The organism is Rhodococcus sp. Z6_132, assembly GCF_058133635.1.
This window is the reverse complement of record NZ_JBYUNP010000001.1, coordinates 244,091-259,484: the sequence shown is the minus strand read 5'-3', so window position 1 is coordinate 259,484 and position 15,394 is coordinate 244,091. Positions and strand designations below refer to the sequence as shown.

Genomic DNA, 15,394 nt, shown 5'->3' with positions numbered 1-15,394 from the left:
CATGGCAGACCTCCTGGTCACTCAGGTGCGCAGCACCATCGGCACGAAGCAGAACCAGCGCAACACCCTGCGCACGCTCGGGCTGCACAAGATCCGGCAGTCCGTGGTCCGACCGGACTCCCCGGAGGTCCGGGGCATGATCTCCACCGTCGCCCACCTGGTGACGGTCGAGACGGTCAGCGCTGCAGGATCCGGTAAGGAGAGCTCGCAATGACCATCAAGCTTCACCACCTGCGGCCCGCACCGGGCGCCAAGCAGGACAAGATCCGCGTCGGTCGCGGTGAGGGCGGCAAGCGCGGCAAGACCGCCGGTCGCGGCACCAAGGGCACCAAGGCCCGCAAGAACGTGCCCGCCGCGTTCGAGGGTGGCCAGATGCCGCTGCACATGCGGCTGCCGAAGCTCAAGGGCTTCACCAACCGCAACCGCGTCGAGTACCAGGTCGTCAACGTGGCCGACCTCGCGCGGCTGTTCCCCCAGGGGGGCACCATCGGCGTCGACGAGCTCGTCGCCGCTGGCGCGGTCCGCCGCAACCAGCTGGTCAAGATCCTCGGTGACGGGGACCTCGGCTCGGTGACGCTGCAGGTGACTGCCAACAAGTGCTCCGGTTCCGCCAAGGAGAAGATCGAGGCTGCCGGTGGCAGCGTCACCCTGCTCTGAGCAGGTGAACCGGTAACACCCGCACGTGCTGCTGACCGTGGTCGGCCTGCGAACTCGCAGGGCGGCCACGGTCAGCGCGTTTCTGGCCCAGCTGCCGCCGTCGCACCGCCCGTGTGGTGAGATGAGGGGCTGTTAGAGTCAACTAGTCGGCGCCCGCACAGGGTCGCCTTGCCCGTCGTATCCCAATGCTAAGCAGGGGCAGAGCTAGTCCGCCCGAAGCTGCCAGGAGGATCAGTGCTCTCCGCCTTCGTCTCTGCCTTCAAGACCCGTGACCTGAGGCGGAAGATCCTCTTCACCCTGGGGATCCTCGCGATCTACCGCCTGGGTACCACGCTGCCGTCGCCCGGCGTCTCCTACGTCAACATCCAGACCTGCCTCAAGGAGGTCAGCGGTGGCGACAGCCAGAGCATCTACTCGCTGATCAACCTCTTCAGCGGCGGTGCCCTGCTCCAGCTCTCCGTGTTCGCGCTGGGCATCATGCCCTACATCACCGCGAGCATCATCGTGCAGCTGCTCACCGTGGTCATCCCACGGTTCGAGGCGCTGCAGAAGGAGGGCCAGTCGGGCCAGGCCAAGATGACGCAGTACACCCGGTACCTGACGATCGCCCTCGCGGTCCTGCAGTCCACCGGCATCGTGGCCCTGGCCACCCGTGGACAGCTGTTCCAGGGCTGCGACAACGACCTGTACCCGGCCATCCCCGGCGGCGACATCTTCACCATGCTGGTGGTGGTGATCGTGATGACCGCCGGCACCGCGGTGATCATGTGGCTGGGTGAGCTGATCACCGACCGCGGCATCGGCAACGGCATGTCGCTGCTGATCTTCACCTCAATCGGCGCCCAGATCCCCACCGAGGGCAAGAACGTGCTGGACAGCCGCGGGGGGCTGGTCTTCGCGCTGGTCTGCCTTGCCGCCCTGGCCATCTTCGCCAGCGTCGTCTTCGTCGAGCAGGGCCAGCGCCGCATCCCGGTGCAGTACGCCAAGCGGATGGTCGGCCGCCGCATGTACGGGGGCACGTCCACGTACCTGCCGCTGAAGGTGAACCAGGCCGGCGTGATCCCGGTGATCTTCGCGTCGTCGCTGTTGTACCTGCCGAACCTGGTCGCGCAGCTGACGGCGTCCACCGACGGGTCCGTCTCCTGGTGGCAGCGGTTCATCAACGACTACCTGATCCGCCCGTCCAGCGGGCCGTACATCCTGCTGTACTTCGCGCTGATCGTGTTCTTCACGTACTTCTACGTGGCGATCACCTTCAACCCGGAGGACCGCGCGGACGAGATGAAGAAGTTCGGCGGGTTCATCCCCGGCATCCGCCCGGGCCGGCCCACCGCCGAGTACCTCAGCTTCGTGCTGGGACGCATCACGCTGTTCGGGTCGCTGTACCTGGGTATCGTGGCCGTCCTGCCCAACCTGTTCTTGGACCTCGGCAGCGGCGGTGGGCAGAACTTCCCGTTCGGTGGCACGGCCGTGCTGATCATGGTCGGTGTCGGTCTGGACACCGTGAAGCAGATTGAGAGCCAGCTCATGCAGCGCAACTACGAAGGGTTCCTGAAGTAGTGAGACTCGTCCTTGTCGGCCCGCCCGGAGCGGGAAAGGGAACCCAGGCTGCTCTGCTGTCGGCCGAGCTCGGCGTTCCGCACATCTCCACCGGTGACCTCTTTCGCGCGCACATGGGGGAGGGGACGCCGCTGGGCCAGGAGGCCAAGAAGTACGTGGAGGCCGGTGACCTGGTCCCGGACGAGGTGACCATCGAGATGGTCCGCGAGCGGCTGGCCGAGCCGGATGCTGCGCAGGGATTCCTGCTCGACGGCTTCCCGCGCACCGTGGGCCAGGCCGAGGTGCTGGCCAACATCCTCGAAGAGCTGGGCCGTCCGCTGGACGCCGTGCTCGAGCTGCGCGTCACCGAGGACGTGGTGGTGCAGCGCATGCTCGCCCGCGGTCGCGCCGACGACACCGAGGCCGTCATCCGGCGCCGCATGCGCGTGTACCGGGACGAGACGGCCCCGCTGCTGGAGCACTACGCCGACCAGCTGGTCGTCGTGGACGCGGTCGGCGAGGTCGGTGAGGTCTCCCAGCGGGCACTGCGGGCGCTGCGCACCCGCACCAGCTGATGGTGCGGCTGCGCAGGCGCAAGGTGGTGCCCGCGCGGACCCCCGGCGAGCTGGACGCGATGGCGCTGGCCGGCTCGGTCGTCGCGGCTGCACTGGCCGCGGTGCGCGAGGCCGCCCGTCCCGGTGTCAGCACGGCTGAGCTCGACGAGGTCTCGGCCCAGGTGATGGCCGACGCTTGTGCCGAGCCCTCCTTCCTGGGCTACCACGGCTTCCCGGCCACCATCTGTTCCTCGGTCAACGACCGCGTGGTGCACGGCATCCCCTCCAGCGAGGAGGTGCTCGCCGACGGCGACCTCGTGTCCATCGACTGCGGTGCCATCGTCGACGGCTGGCACGGCGACTCCGCCGTCACCTTCGTGGTCGGCCCCGGCGCCCGCACAGAGGACCTGCAGCTGTCCGAAGCGTGCCGCACCTCGATGGAGGCCGGCATCGCCGCCATGGTGGTGGGCAACCGGCTCGGCGACGTCTCGCACGCCATCGAGCTGGGCACCCGGGCCGCGGAGCAGCGCGACGGTCGCCACTACGGCATCGTCGACGGCTACGGTGGCCACGGCATCGGCCGCGTCATGCACGCCGACCCGTTCCTGGCCAACGAGGGTCCGCCGGACACCGGTCCCCGGCTGGTGGAGGGCTCGGTGCTGGCCATCGAGCCGATGCTGACCCTGGGCACCGAGGACACCCTGGTCCTCGCCGACGACTGGACCGTGGTGACCACCGACGGCAGCCGGGCCGCGCACTGGGAGCACACCGTGGCGGTCACCGCCGACGGTCCCCGCATCCTCACGCTGCCCCGCTGACTCGCGCCCGCGGGGGCTGCGCAGGTGCCGCGGCACCTACCACCCAGGCCCGCATTTGGCCTGCACCGGCACGCCGCGTAGACTTCAACGACGGCGCGCACTGTGCGCCGGTTGTGCGCGTGCCCGCGAGGTCTTGCGTCTCCGCCGGCACCTGTCGCACCACTTGAGACTGCTTCCCCGCGCACCGGTCACCGGCGCTCGGGGCGGGGGTGTTGAGTTACCAGCAAGTCACTGCCACGGATCGCGGAGGACATGGGCAAGAAAGACGGGGCCATCGAGGTCGAGGGTCGGGTTGTCGAGCCACTGCCGAACGCGATGTTCCGCGTGGAGCTGGAAAACGGCCACCGGGTTCTCGCGCACATCAGCGGTAAGATGCGGCAGCACTACATCCGCATCCTGCCTGAGGACAGGGTGGTCGTGGAGCTTTCTCCCTACGACCTCTCCCGCGGGCGCATCGTCTACCGCTACAAGTAGCAGTCGTTGCGCGCGCCCGTGGCGCGTCCCCAGCAAGCAGCAACCGACCAGGAGAGCAACAGACGTGAAGGTCAACCCCAGCGTCAAGAAGATCTGTGAGAAGTGCAAGGTGATCCGCCGCAACGGTCGGGTCATGGTGATCTGCGAGAACCTGCGCCACAAGCAGCGCCAGGGCTGAGCAGCTCCACCGCACCACCCTCGCAGTCGATCTGACGCGACAGCACCACATCACTCCCCGCACCAGCTGGGCGTCCCGGGAACGGGCCGACTCAGTACACCCTCGGCCCGGAGGCCGGGGCCCGGTGGCGCCGACACGGTCGGCGTCGGTCGAACCGGGACGGACGAGGAGCAGACCTCCGGACAACTGGAAGGACACGCCGTATGGCACGGCTCGCAGGCGTCGACCTCCCCCGCGACAAGCGGATGGAGATCGCGCTCACCTACATCTACGGCATCGGCCGTACGAAGTCGCAGGAGATCCTGAATGCCACTGGCATCAGCTTCGACCTGCGCACCAAGGACCTCAGCGACACTGACCTCACCAAGCTGAGGGAGTACATCGAGGAGTCCCTCAAGGTCGAGGGTGACCTGCGCCGCGAGGTGCAGGCCGACATTCGTCGCAAGATCGAGATTGGCTGCTACCAGGGCATCCGGCACCGCCGTGGCCTGCCGGTTCGTGGCCAGCGCACCAAGACCAACGCGCGCACGCGCAAGGGCCCGAAGCGCACCATCGCCGGCAAGAAGAAGGCTAGGTAAGAGATGCCCCCCAAGTCCCGCGCCGCGAGCGGTCCCAAGAAGACCCAGAAGACTCGGCGCAAGGAAAAGAAGAACGTCAGCCACGGTGCTGCGCACATCAAGAGCACGTTCAACAACACGATCGTCTCCATCACCGATCCTGCTGGCAACGTGATCTCGTGGGCCTCGTCGGGCCACGTCGGTTTCAAGGGGTCGCGCAAGTCCACCCCCTTCGCCGCACAGATGGCCGCCGAGAGCGCTGCCCGCAAGGCGCAGGAGCACGGCATGAAGAAGGTCGACGTGTTCGTCAAGGGTCCCGGCTCCGGCCGCGAGACCGCGATTCGCTCACTGCAGGCCGCCGGCCTGGAGGTCGGCACCATCTCCGACGTCACCCCTCAGCCGCACAACGGCTGCCGGCAGCCCAAGCGGCGCCGGGTCTAGCGGGAAGGGAAAGGAAGAACAATGGCTCGTTACACCGGCCCCATCACCCGCAAGTCCCGTCGACTGCGCGTTGACCTCGTCGGGGGGGACGCCGCCTTCGAGCGTCGCCCCTACCCGCCGGGCCAGCACGGCCGCGCGCGGATCAAGGAGAGCGAGTACCTGCTCCAGCTGCAGGAGAAGCAGAAGGCGCGCTTCACCTACGGCGTCATGGAGAAGCAGTTCCGCCGCTACTACGCCGAGGCGAACCGCAAGTCCGGCAAGACCGGTTCGGTGCTGCTCCAGATCCTGGAGAGCCGCCTCGACAGCGTCGTCTACCGTGCCGGGCTCGCCCGCACGCGTCGGCAGGCCCGCCAGCTGGTGACCCACGGCCACTTCCTCGTCAACGGCGAGAAGGTCGACATCCCCAGCTACCGCGTGTCGCAGTACGACATCATCGACGTCAAGCCGAAGTCGCTGGCCACCCTGCCCTTCCAGGTGGCCAAGGAGACCCTCGGTGACCGGCCGGTTCCCGGCTGGCTCCAGGTCGTCGGACCGCAGATGCGCATCCTGGTCCACCAGCTTCCGGACCGTGCGCAGATCGACATCCCGCTCAACGAGCAGCTGATCGTCGAGCTCTACTCGAAGTGATGCCCGGTCCGGCCGTGCCGCACCACGCAGCAGCGTGGGGGGCACGGCCGGGCCTGTGCACCACCCCTGGTCGCCCGGTGCACCTCGTGTGCGCCAGGCGGTCCCACGGCCCCCGCACCCGCGGCGGCTGCGCCACCCTTTCGGCGTCATATGGCGGACGTCGGTGAAGGAGAACACCACCCATGCTCATCTCTCAGCGTCCTGAGCTCTCCGAGGAGGTCCTCAGCGACACCCGGTCGCGGTTCGTCATCGAGCCGCTCGAGCCTGGTTTCGGCTACACCCTCGGCAACTCGCTTCGCCGCACGCTGCTCTCGTCCATCCCGGGCGCGGCAGTCACCAGCATCCGCATCGACGGTGTCCTGCACGAGTTCACCACCGTCCCGGGGGTGAAGGAGGACGTCACCGACATCATCCTGAACCTCAAGGGCCTCGTGGTCAGCTCCGAGGAGGACGAGCCGGTCACCATGTACCTGCGCAAGCAGGGCCCGGGTGCGGTCACCGCTGCGGACATCGTCGCGCCCTCCGGCGTCGCGGTGCACAACCCCGAGCTGCACATCGCCACCCTGAACGACAAGGGCAAGCTGGAGATCGAGCTCGTCGTCGAGCGCGGTCGCGGCTACGTCCCTGCCGTGCAGAACAAGGCCTCCGGCGCCGAGATCGGCCGCATCCCGGTCGACTCGATCTACTCACCGGTGCTCAAGGTGACGTACAAGGTCGAGGCCACCCGCGTGGAGCAGCGCACCGACTTCGACCGCCTCGTGCTGGACGTGGAGAGCAAGCCCTCCATCACCCCGCGCGACGCGATCGCCTCCGCCGGGCGCACGCTGACCGAGCTCTTCGGCCTGGCCCGTGAGCTCAACGTCGAGGCCGAGGGCATCGAGATCGGCCCGTCCCCGGCGGAGACCAACCACATCGCCGCGTTCAGCATGCCCATCGAGGACCTGGACCTGACGGTGCGTTCGTACAACTGCCTCAAGCGCGAGGGCGTGCACACCGTGGGTGAGCTCGTCGGCCGCAGCGAGGCGGACCTGCTGGACATCCGGAACTTCGGCGCCAAGTCCATCGACGAGGTGAAGGTGAAGCTGGTCGGGCTCGGCCTGAGCCTGAAGGACAGCCCTCCCGGATTCGACCCGTCCACCGTTGCCGGGTACGACGCCGAGACCGGCACCTGGACCGACACCGAGGATGGCGAGGAAGGTGACGCCGCCGCAGGCGACGACACCGACTACGCCGAGACCGAACAGCTGTAAGCCGCTGCACCTACCCCGTCGCCGCACGCCCGCGGCGACGGGGTCGGGCGAGACCTAGAGGAGCTCCACAATGCCCAAGCCCACCAAGGGTGCCCGTCTCGGCGGGTCGCCGGCCCACCAGCGGCTGATGCTCGCCAACCTGGCGACCTCGCTGTTCACGCACGGGCGCATCACCACCACCGAGGCCAAGGCCAAGCGCCTGCGCCCCTACGCCGAGAAGCTGATCAGCAAGGCGAAGGTCGGTGACCTGCACAACCGTCGCGAGGTCATGAAGGTGATCCGCGACAAGGACGTCGTGCACAGCCTGTTCGCCGACATCGGCCCGTTCTTCGCCGAGCGCGACGGTGGCTACACCCGCATCATCAAGACGATCCCGCGCAAGGGCGACAACGCCCCCATGGCGATCATCGAGCTGCTGCAGGACAAGACGGTCACCTCCGAGGCCGACCGGGCCCGTCGGGTCGCGGCCACCAAGCCTGCCGAGACGGTCTCCGACGTGGACACCGACACCGCTGCCGAGCCGGAGGCTGCTGAGCCCGAGACCGGCGGCGACGTGCCCACCGATGGCGCCGGGACCGACGTCGACGACGTCGCGCCCGCCGCGCTGGACACCGAGGACAGGGACGCTGACAAGTCCTGACGTCCCCGACGTCGTAGCACCTGAGCCCGCCACCCCGCACCGGGGTGGCGGGCTCGTGCGCGTGCGCCTGGACATCGCCTACGACGGCACCGACTTCGCCGGCTGGGCCCGCCAGCCCGGCCAGCGCACGGTGTGCGGGGTGCTCGAGGAGGCGCTGGCCACCGTGCTGCGCACCCCGGTCACCCTCACCGTGGCCGGGCGCACCGATGCTGGCGTGCACGCCGCCGGGCAGGTGGCCCACGTGGACCTCGACCCCGCGACGGTGCCGGACGGGCTGGGTCGCCTGGTGCGCCGGCTCGCCCGGCTGCTGCCCACCGACGTCCGGGTGCGCGAGCTGCGGGAAGTGCCGGCGGAGTTTGACGCCCGATTCTCGGCCATGCGCCGGCACTACGCCTACCGCCTCACCACCGCGCCGTGGGGTGCGGAGCCGCTGCGTGCCCGGGACACCCTGGTCTGGCCGCACGAGCTGGACGTGGACCGCATCCGGGAGGCCTCCGCCCTGCTGCTGGGGGTGCACGACTTCGTGGCCTTCTGCCGCCACCGCGAGGGTGCGAGCACCGTGCGCGGGCTGGAGCGGCTGGACTGGTCCGAGCTGGCCGACGGGGTCCTGGTGGCCCGGGTGAGCGCGGACGCCTTCTGCCACTCCATGGTGCGCAGCCTGGTCGGTGCCCTGCTCGCGGTGGGGCAGGGCCGCCGCGACCACGACTGGGTGCTGGAGCTGCTCACCGCCTCGCAGCGCTCCGGCAGCATCGCCGTCGCCCCCGCGCACGGGTTGAGCCTGGTGGGCGTGGACTACCCGCCGGAGCACGAGCTGGCCGCGCGGGCCCAGACGACGCGGGCCGTGCGCGGGCCGCTGCGCTAGGCGGCCGGCAGTGCCCCGGCAGGACTAGTCGCCGCGCCGGACCGGTCCGATGAGGCTCGCCTCCTTGGGCGTGGTGACCAGGCGCATGGGGAGGAACAGGTTGGCGCCCAGCGCGATCAGACCGTCGTCGGTGAGCCCGGCGAGGTCGTCCACCACGCCGGGCGGCAGGCGCCACAGCCGGCCAGCCAGCTGGGCCTGCCCCACCGGCAGCCGCTGCAGCAGGACGAGGTCGGCGGCGGTGGCGTTCCCGCCCACCTGTGGGTGCAGGTACGGGAGGACGTAGGCCGTGGACTGCCACGGGCTGCGGGTCGGGTAAAGCTCCTGGGGCACCGCCCCGCTGTCCTGCACCACCAGCACGGGAGCGTCCTCGCTGGCCCGGGGCAGCGGTCCGGGGTGCAGCCCGCGCAGCTGCAGCGGCGGCGGAGCGCCCGTCGGGTCGGCACCGGCCCCGGCTGCAGGCGTGGCGGGGGCGACGTCGGCGAAGGCCTGCTGCAGCGGTTGCCACGCAGCGGGCCGCCCGGTGGCCACCACCACCAGCACCCCGGTGGCCGCGGCCCGCAGCACCAGCTGCATCGCCAGGTAGAGCCCGCCCACCAGGGCCAGCCGGGACGGCACGGGCCGCACCAGGTGCAGCTGCACCGCGCCCCCGCGCAGGTCCGAGCCCAGCACCACGCCACCGCGGTCGCCGGTGAGGCTGAGCCGGCTCAGGGCCTCGGGGGAGAGCACGAACTCGGTGCCGATGCCCGCGGCTGCGGGTTGGCCACGCCGACCCGTCCGCTCTGCGCCGTGGGTGCTCATGCGCCCGCTCCCACCGGCAGGGTGGCCGCCACTGCGGCGGCCTGCTGCCCGTCCAGCGGGCTCAGCGCCACCCCGGTGGTAGCGCTGAGCGTCCGCAGGCGCTCGAGGGAGCCGGCCAGCTCACCGCTGCTGCGGGCCGACACCCGCACCACCCCGCGCACCCCGACGCTGTCCTCGTCCGGACCGGGGCGCAGGGCCAGCGCGACGGTGGTGGACAGCGCCCGCACGCTGGTGAGCGCCTCCAGGCTGGCGCCGTCGGCGGGCCACCCGTCGATGGTGAAGCTGGCGTGCTCGACGTCGCCGGTGCGCACGCCGCGCCAGTGCTCGTGCAGCTGGAGCTCCTGGCTGGACCCCGCGGCGGGAGCGAGCTCGGCGGCGGACACCGCCGCCCGCAGCAGCTCGTCGCGGGTGAGCACCCGGCTGGTGAGCCCCGCCTGCTCCAGCGCCCCGCGCACCCGGGCCACGGCGCCCACCAGCGCCCGGTGCGCCCCGGCCACGCCGCCCCCGCGGATCTGCACCGCCGAGGGGCAGCGCCGCGGGTCCAGCCGCACCGTCACCCAGGTAGCGCGCTGAGCCACCGCGGGCAGCGGGCCGAGCACCTCGTTGTAGGCAGCCACGGCGGCGGAGCTGGCGGGCAGGCGCGAGCTCGCGGGGTAGCAGTGCCAGATGACGCCGATGGAGTCCAGCACCACCCCGCGGTCGTCGAGGGTGGCGGCCAGCCCACGCAGGGGGATGTCAGTGTGCGCACCCACCGCGGAGACCATGGCGGGCACCGGGTCGATGGCCACCGTCGCCGTCCAGGTGCCGTCGTGCCAGGCGAGTCCGATCGGCTGCTGCTCGTGGTCGGTGCCGCTGGCCACCACCAGGTCGTCCACGAGCAGCCGCAGCAGGGCCACCCGCGGGTCGGCGGCACCGGCCAGGGCACCGGCGTCGGTGCGCGATGCGGTCACGCTCGGGTCCGTCGCCGCCGGCTCGACAGCGCGGCTGCGGCCGCGCAGCACGAAGCGCACCAGGATGACCACCCACTGGGTGAGCCACCGGCCGTGTCGGCGGGTGGCGGCCAGCGCGAGCGCGACCACGCCGAGCAGCGCCGCCAGCGGCCACAGCCGGGTGGACAGCGCCAGCACCAGCAGCGCCGCCGCGGCGCCCACCTCTGCCACCACCAGGTTGGTCAGCGGGAGGCCGGCCACCGTGGTGCCCACCGGCGCGCGCCGGAGCCCGGCGTCGGCGCGCCGGCTCCGGTGGCGTGCCGGAGCGCCCTCGGCAGCGTCACCGCGGGTAGCGCTCATGTGCTCGGCCCTTCCCGCCTCGTGGTCGCCGCCGACGGCCAGGTGCCCACTACTCTGGCGGAACCGCTTGGGCCAGTAGTGCGCAACGGGCACAACAGCGTTCTGCCGCCGGGTTATCGTCGGCAACCGTACAACGCCGAGGGGCTGGGGAGGGTCGATGGCGGCAACACCGACGACGAAGTCGCAGGTGCAGGCCTATCGCTTCATCCTGCGGCGGATGGAGCACGCCCTGGTCCGCAAGGACGCGGTGATGCTGCACGACCCGATGCGCACCCAGGTGCGGGCCACGGTGGTCGGGCTGGTGCTGGCCATCATCGGCCTGGCCGGCTTCGCGCTCTTCGCGCTGTTCCGTCCCGCCGGTGGACTGGGTGACCAGGCGATCGTCACGGTCAAGGACTCTGCTGCCACCTACGTCCGGCTCGATGGTGTGCTGCACCCGGTGCTGAACCTGGCCTCGGCGCGGCTGGTGGTCGGCCAGGCCGTCGCTCCCAGCGAGGTGTCCGCCGCTGCGCTGGCCGACCTGCCGCGCGGGCCGCTGCTGGGCATCCCCGGGGCGCCCGCCCTGCTGCCGGGGGAGGACGCCCGCCCGGAGGCCACCTGGACGGTCTGCGACACCCTGAGCACCGACCCCACCGCGCGGTCCGCCAGCCAGCAGGCCAGCGCCACCACGACCACCACGGTCATCGCCGGCAGCGTCACCGCGCCACCGGTGCCCGCCGACGGCGCGCTGCTGGTGCAGGGCCCGCCCGAGCCCGGCTTCGCCGAGGGCGCCACCTACCTGGTGCAGGACGGGCGGCGGGCCCGCATCGACCCGGCCGACAAGCGGGTGACCCGGGCGCTGGAGCTCGACGGCGCCACCGCCCGGCCGATGAGCGCCGCCGTGCTCAACGCGATTCCCGCGGTGGGGCAGCTCAGCCCGCCCACGGTGCCCGGCGCCGGGGTGCGGCCCAGCTTCGCCGGGGTGGACGCGCTGCCGGCGAGTGCGGTGGTGGGCACCGTGCTGCAGGTCAGCAGTGGAGCCGACCAGCAGTCGTACGTGGTCCTCGCCGACGGCGTGCAGTCGGTGTCGCCCGTGGTGGCGCGGTTGCTGCAGTACGCCAGCTCCGGGGACCCGGTCACCGTCTCCTCGTCGGCGATGGGGGTGCCGCCCACCGCGCAGACCGCGTTGGCCGTGGACGACCTGCCGAGCCGGATGCCCGCCCTGGTGCAGGCCGACACCGCCCCGGTGGCCTGCATGTCCTGGGACGGCACGGGCACCGAGCCGCAGCCGGCCGCCGCGGGAGCAGCGCCGCACACGCTCAAGCCCACGGTGCGCGTCGGCGACAGCCTGCCCGTGCCCACCGGGGCCCAGGTGGTGCCGCTGGCCCAGGCCGACGGACCGGGCCCGCAGCTGGACTCGGTGTACCTGCGCCCGGGCCAGGGGGCGCTGGTGCGGGCGGTGAGCCCCGGCACCGACGTCGGCGAGCTGTTCCTGGTCAGCGACACCGGGGTGCGCTACGGCATCCCCAACGTCGAGACCGCACAGGTGCTGGGGCTGGGCAGCCGGGTCGACCTCGCGCCCAAGCAGGTGCTGGCGCTGCTGCCCATCGGCCCCGAGCTGAGCCAGCAGGCCGCGCTGCTCGCCCACGACGGGCTGGCGGGCGACCCCAGCCCGTCCGCGGTGCCGCTGCCCGGCGACTAGCCCGGCTGCTGGTTGCGGCGGTGCCGGCGCACGGCGTCGAGCACCGCGAAGGTGATGAGCACCAGGGCCAGTGCGGTGGCCGAGCCCACGAAGGCCACCGTCCGGGCCGTGTGGTCGGGCGCCGGCGACGGTGGCGGCGCGCTGAGCTGGGTGGTGCTGGTGCTGGCGGACTGGGCCGAGACCTCCTCGGGCAGCACGTCGGCGACTGCGGCCACCGGGTCCACAACGCCGTGGCCGACCTGGGGCGTCCAGCCGCCGGAGGGGGTGCGTGCGGTGGCCTTGATCCGGGCCACGACCTGCTTGGCGGAGAGGTTGGGAAACCGGGCCCGCACCAGTGCTGCCGTGCCGGCGACGTAGGGCACCGCGAAGCTGGTTCCCTGGATGGGGGCCAGCTTCAGGCCCGGGGGCTCGGCGAGGCGGTTGGTCAGCCCGGTGGCGCCGGGGGCGGGGTCCAGCGAGGTGATGTCCTCTCCCGGGCCGGCCACCCCGACCCACGGCCCGGCCAGGCTGAAGTCGGACGGGCTGCCGTCCTCGGCGACGGCCCCCACGGTGAGCACGGAGTCGCTGTACCAGGCGGGGCTGACGATGGTGGCGACCGCGGACCGGCCGGCCACCCCGGGCTGGCTGGGCGACGTGGAGTTCTGCGTCTGGCAGGCCTCCGCCGAGCCGGCACCGGTGTTGCCCGCCGCGGCGACCACCACCACGTCGCGGTCGGCGGCCTGGCGCAGGGCCGCCCCGAGGGCGCTGTCCTGCAGGCGCACGTTCGCCGGGGCGCAGGCCGCCTCGGAGATGTTGATGACCCGTGCGCCCAGCTCCACCGCTCGCGTCACCGAGCGGGCCAGGGTGTTGAGGTTGCCGTAGCCGACGGTGCCCGAGCCCTGCTGGCCCACCGTCTCGTAGTACTTGCTCGACTGGCGGATGCTGATGATCGTGGCGCCCGGTGCCACCCCGGCGAAACCGGTCTGCTCGGTGGTGTCCACCGATGCCGCGATGATCCCCGCGACGATCGTGCCGTGGCCGTCGCAGTCGGTGAGACCTTGGCTGTCGGAGACGTAGTCGCCGCCCGGGGCCAGCCGGCCGGCCAGCCGGGGGTGGGCGTTCACCCCGGTGTCGATCACGGCCACCGGCACGCCCGCGCCGGTGCTCAGGGCCCACGCGTCCTCGAAGCGCAGCTGGCTCAGGCCCCACGGCACCGCGGCGATGGTCGACCCGGCCGTGCCCGGGGCGGCCTGCACGCACGCCACGTTCGTCCGGACGGTGGGGGCGTCCGGGGCGATCGGCAGCGCGGTCGGCGTGATCAACGGGTCGGGCGGGGCCGGCGTGGTGTAGCTGGGCGACGGAGTGGGGGTGGGTGCCGGCTGGGCAAGGACCGGTGGGGCCAGCGCGGCGGGGGAGCCCAGCGTCAGCACGACCGCCGAGGCAGCCACGGCAGCCGAGCAGCGGCGCGCACGTCGCGTCACAGGTGCCGCATCGTGGAGTAGAGGTCCATCACCGCCAGGGCCAGCGGCAGCACCACCGCGATGAGCACCGCCTCGACCAGCTCGACCGTGCGCCGCAGCACCGGGGAGAACCGCTGGCGGGGGAACACCACGCCGAGCACCAGCGCGGCGGCGGCCAGCAGCAGGCAGGTGGCGAAGACCCATGTCCCGAGGGTCCGCTGCTCGCCGGTGCACAGCCACCCGACGACGAGCCCGGCACTGGTGGCGGTGCCGGCCAGCAGCAGGGACACCGCCTGCGTGCCGTTGGCGTAGGTGCGGGCCCGCAGCATCAGCACGGCGGCCACGACGATGGCGAAGGCCACCCCGAACCGGCCCTGCTCGGCGGCCAGCAGCGCCCCGGCGCCGGCGGTGACGCCGAGCCCGATGACCAGGCCGGACAGGTACTGGTGGCCCAGCGCGGCCTGGCGCTCGATGCTGGCACCGTCGGGGAACTCGGTGTCGTCGTCCTGGTTGAGCTCCTGGGCCGAGATCGGCACCGAGGGCAGCGGCAGGCGAGCCAGGTGGATGGTCAGCCGTGGCGCCACGGACAGACCGACCAGCGCAGCGGCGGCCATCCCGGCGCCGATGCCCCACTGCGGGTGGGCCACCAGCACGGCGACCACGCTGGCCCCGGCCCCCAGCAGGCCCGCGACGACGACGGCCACGAAGGGGGTGACCCCGGTGGCGGTCAGCGCCAGCGCGGCGGTGGCCAGCACGGCCGCCACCACGCAGGCCAGCAGCAGGTGTGGGCGGCCCAGCTCGCCGGGCACCGCGAACAGCCCGGCCAGGGCGCCCAGCGGCAGCGCCCCCACTCCGATCACCACCGCGCTCCGGCGGTCCCGGTATACCCGGGCCACCACGGCGGCCACCGCCACGAGGACCGCAGCGGCACCAGCGGCCGCGATCGCCTCGCCGGTGCCCGGACCGGCGAGGTACAGCGCCACGGTGGCGGCCAGCAGGGCCAGCAGCGTGGTTCCCGCGCCCAGGGCGCGAGCGGTCTGGGCGGTCCACGGCCGGTAGCCGTCCGGCGCGCTCAGCGCCACCGCGTCGATCACGTCGTCGTAGAGGGGTGGCGGCGGTGACTCCGAGCGCTTGCGCAGCTGCAGCAGCTCACCGTCGAGCACGCCCTGGGCGGCCAGCGTGCGGGTGGCGTCCAGCGGGCCCTGCGCCACGCGGGCCAGGCACCAGCCGCCGTGCGGGGCGCCGCCGTCGGCGGTGGTGGCACGGCCCATGTCCAGCAGCATGGGCAACAGGTCGGCCACCGCGACGTCGGAGGGCAGCGCCACGTCGATCCGGGTGCGCGGGGCCAGCACGGTGGTGCGGGTGTACGCCGCCCCCGTGGCTGCGGGCGCGCCCGGCGGGGTGGGGGAGACGGTGCTCCCGGGTGCTGGTGCCACTGCCGTCACTGGTGGGTCTCCTCGTCCTGGTCCGCGCCCGCGGCGGCCCCGTCCGGTGCGTCGTCGAGATCGGCTCTCGCTCGAGTCAGTTGTCCCCGAGTGCAAACGGAGCGTGCACAGTGGACGACTCGTTGTGACGATACGGCTCGCGGGG

Annotated in this window: 18 protein-coding genes; 14 read left to right on the top strand and 4 right to left on the bottom strand. The window is 72.2% G+C overall.

Annotation, left to right across the window (positions count from 1 at the left end; translation table 11 throughout):
- Position 1 precedes the first annotated feature (1 nt).
- The 13 genes from rpmD (at position 2) to truA (ending at position 8,597) form a co-directional block, all read left to right on the top strand.
- Complete coding sequence (gene rpmD / locus AC3YO9_RS01240) at positions 2 to 214, top strand: 50S ribosomal protein L30 (RefSeq protein ID WP_127783970.1); 213 nt, start codon at positions 2 to 4, stop codon at positions 212 to 214.
- Positions 211 to 657, top strand: coding sequence for a 50S ribosomal protein L15 (rplO, locus tag AC3YO9_RS01235; RefSeq protein ID WP_127783969.1), 447 nt, complete (start codon positions 211 to 213; stop codon positions 655 to 657). The genes rpmD and rplO overlap by 4 nt, the downstream gene beginning before the upstream one ends.
- 234 nt (positions 658 to 891) lie before the next feature.
- Positions 892 to 2,217 (top strand): preprotein translocase subunit SecY, encoded by a 1,326-nt coding sequence (secY, locus tag AC3YO9_RS01230; protein WP_127783968.1) that lies wholly within the window; start codon positions 892 to 894, stop codon positions 2,215 to 2,217.
- Complete coding sequence (locus tag AC3YO9_RS01225; protein WP_489981886.1) at positions 2,217 to 2,771, top strand: adenylate kinase; 555 nt, start codon at positions 2,217 to 2,219, stop codon at positions 2,769 to 2,771. Before secY ends, AC3YO9_RS01225 begins: the two co-directional genes overlap by 1 nt.
- Positions 2,771 to 3,568 (top strand): type I methionyl aminopeptidase, encoded by a 798-nt coding sequence (map, locus tag AC3YO9_RS01220; RefSeq protein ID WP_489981885.1) that lies wholly within the window; start codon positions 2,771 to 2,773, stop codon positions 3,566 to 3,568. Before AC3YO9_RS01225 ends, map begins: the two co-directional genes overlap by 1 nt.
- A 252-nt stretch (positions 3,569 to 3,820) precedes the next feature.
- Positions 3,821 to 4,042 carry a translation initiation factor IF-1 gene (gene infA / locus AC3YO9_RS01215; RefSeq protein WP_029136093.1) on the top strand — a complete coding sequence of 74 codons (222 nt, stop codon included), beginning with the start codon at positions 3,821 to 3,823 and terminating at the stop codon, positions 4,040 to 4,042.
- 64 nt (positions 4,043 to 4,106) lie between these two features.
- Complete coding sequence (rpmJ, locus tag AC3YO9_RS01210) at positions 4,107 to 4,220, top strand: 50S ribosomal protein L36 (protein WP_084521119.1); 114 nt, start codon at positions 4,107 to 4,109, stop codon at positions 4,218 to 4,220.
- 203 nt (positions 4,221 to 4,423) lie between these two features.
- Positions 4,424 to 4,798, top strand: coding sequence for a 30S ribosomal protein S13 (gene rpsM / locus AC3YO9_RS01205; RefSeq protein ID WP_127783965.1), 375 nt, complete (start codon positions 4,424 to 4,426; stop codon positions 4,796 to 4,798).
- Positions 4,799 to 4,801: 3 nt separating this feature from the next.
- The gene (rpsK, locus tag AC3YO9_RS01200) at positions 4,802 to 5,218 is read left to right on the top strand and encodes a 30S ribosomal protein S11 (RefSeq protein ID WP_127783964.1); all 417 of its coding nucleotides are present in this window, start codon (positions 4,802 to 4,804) and stop codon (positions 5,216 to 5,218) included.
- Between the two features lie 21 nt (positions 5,219 to 5,239).
- Positions 5,240 to 5,845, top strand: coding sequence for a 30S ribosomal protein S4 (gene rpsD / locus AC3YO9_RS01195; RefSeq protein ID WP_127783963.1), 606 nt, complete (start codon positions 5,240 to 5,242; stop codon positions 5,843 to 5,845).
- A 182-nt stretch (positions 5,846 to 6,027) separates the two neighbouring features.
- Positions 6,028 to 7,095, top strand: coding sequence for a DNA-directed RNA polymerase subunit alpha (locus AC3YO9_RS01190; protein ID WP_127783962.1), 1,068 nt, complete (start codon positions 6,028 to 6,030; stop codon positions 7,093 to 7,095).
- 70 nt (positions 7,096 to 7,165) lie between these two features.
- Complete coding sequence (gene rplQ / locus AC3YO9_RS01185) at positions 7,166 to 7,735, top strand: 50S ribosomal protein L17 (RefSeq protein ID WP_127783961.1); 570 nt, start codon at positions 7,166 to 7,168, stop codon at positions 7,733 to 7,735.
- A gap of 61 nt (positions 7,736 to 7,796) precedes the next feature.
- Positions 7,797 to 8,597 (top strand): tRNA pseudouridine(38-40) synthase TruA, encoded by an 801-nt coding sequence (gene truA, locus AC3YO9_RS01180; protein WP_489982549.1) that lies wholly within the window; start codon positions 7,797 to 7,799, stop codon positions 8,595 to 8,597.
- Positions 8,598 to 8,621: 24 nt separating this feature from the next.
- On the opposite strand, the gene AC3YO9_RS01175 is transcribed toward truA, so the two are convergent.
- Positions 8,622 to 9,395 carry a hypothetical protein gene (locus AC3YO9_RS01175; protein WP_127783959.1) on the bottom strand — a complete coding sequence of 258 codons (774 nt, stop codon included), beginning with the start codon at positions 9,393 to 9,395 and terminating at the stop codon, positions 8,622 to 8,624.
- Positions 9,392 to 10,684 carry a type VII secretion protein EccE gene (eccE, locus tag AC3YO9_RS01170; RefSeq protein WP_489981884.1) on the bottom strand — a complete coding sequence of 431 codons (1,293 nt, stop codon included), beginning with the start codon at positions 10,682 to 10,684 and terminating at the stop codon, positions 9,392 to 9,394. Before eccE ends, AC3YO9_RS01175 begins: the two co-directional genes overlap by 4 nt.
- Positions 10,685 to 10,841: 157 nt before the next feature.
- On the opposite strand from eccE, the gene eccB reads away from it, so the two are divergent.
- Positions 10,842 to 12,365 carry a type VII secretion protein EccB gene (eccB, locus tag AC3YO9_RS01165; protein ID WP_489981883.1) on the top strand — a complete coding sequence of 508 codons (1,524 nt, stop codon included), beginning with the start codon at positions 10,842 to 10,844 and terminating at the stop codon, positions 12,363 to 12,365.
- On the opposite strand, the gene mycP is transcribed toward eccB, so the two are convergent.
- On the bottom strand, positions 12,362 to 13,825 hold the full coding sequence (gene mycP / locus AC3YO9_RS01160; protein ID WP_489981882.1) for a type VII secretion-associated serine protease mycosin: 1,464 nt from the start codon (positions 13,823 to 13,825) through the stop codon (positions 12,362 to 12,364). The two genes, eccB and mycP, sit on opposite strands and share 4 nt — an antisense overlap.
- Positions 13,822 to 15,249, bottom strand: coding sequence for a type VII secretion integral membrane protein EccD (eccD, locus tag AC3YO9_RS01155; RefSeq protein ID WP_206518022.1), 1,428 nt, complete (start codon positions 15,247 to 15,249; stop codon positions 13,822 to 13,824). The genes mycP and eccD overlap by 4 nt, the downstream gene beginning before the upstream one ends.
- Positions 15,250 to 15,394: the final 145 nt, after the last annotated feature.

What these genes read in the sequence shown, in the direction of transcription:
- eccB (WP_489981883.1), top strand. Translation starts at nt 10,842, where the DNA reads ATGGCGGCAACACCGACGACGAAGTCGCAGGTGCAGGCCTATCGCTTC.
- AC3YO9_RS01175 (WP_127783959.1), bottom strand. Translation starts at nt 9,395, where the DNA reads ATGAGCACCCACGGCGCAGAGCGGACGGGTCGGCGTGGCCAACCCGCA.
- rpmD (WP_127783970.1), top strand. Translation starts at nt 2, where the DNA reads ATGGCAGACCTCCTGGTCACTCAGGTGCGCAGCACCATCGGCACGAAG.
- eccE (WP_489981884.1), bottom strand. Translation starts at nt 10,684, where the DNA reads ATGAGCGCTACCCGCGGTGACGCTGCCGAGGGCGCTCCGGCACGCCAC.
- infA (WP_029136093.1), top strand. Translation starts at nt 3,821, where the DNA reads ATGGGCAAGAAAGACGGGGCCATCGAGGTCGAGGGTCGGGTTGTCGAG.
- AC3YO9_RS01190 (WP_127783962.1), top strand. Translation starts at nt 6,028, where the DNA reads ATGCTCATCTCTCAGCGTCCTGAGCTCTCCGAGGAGGTCCTCAGCGAC.
- rpsD (WP_127783963.1), top strand. Translation starts at nt 5,240, where the DNA reads ATGGCTCGTTACACCGGCCCCATCACCCGCAAGTCCCGTCGACTGCGC.
- rpsM (WP_127783965.1), top strand. Translation starts at nt 4,424, where the DNA reads ATGGCACGGCTCGCAGGCGTCGACCTCCCCCGCGACAAGCGGATGGAG.
- map (WP_489981885.1), top strand. Translation starts at nt 2,771, where the DNA reads ATGGTGCGGCTGCGCAGGCGCAAGGTGGTGCCCGCGCGGACCCCCGGC.
- rplQ (WP_127783961.1), top strand. Translation starts at nt 7,166, where the DNA reads ATGCCCAAGCCCACCAAGGGTGCCCGTCTCGGCGGGTCGCCGGCCCAC.
- rplO (WP_127783969.1), top strand. Translation starts at nt 211, where the DNA reads ATGACCATCAAGCTTCACCACCTGCGGCCCGCACCGGGCGCCAAGCAG.
- rpsK (WP_127783964.1), top strand. Translation starts at nt 4,802, where the DNA reads ATGCCCCCCAAGTCCCGCGCCGCGAGCGGTCCCAAGAAGACCCAGAAG.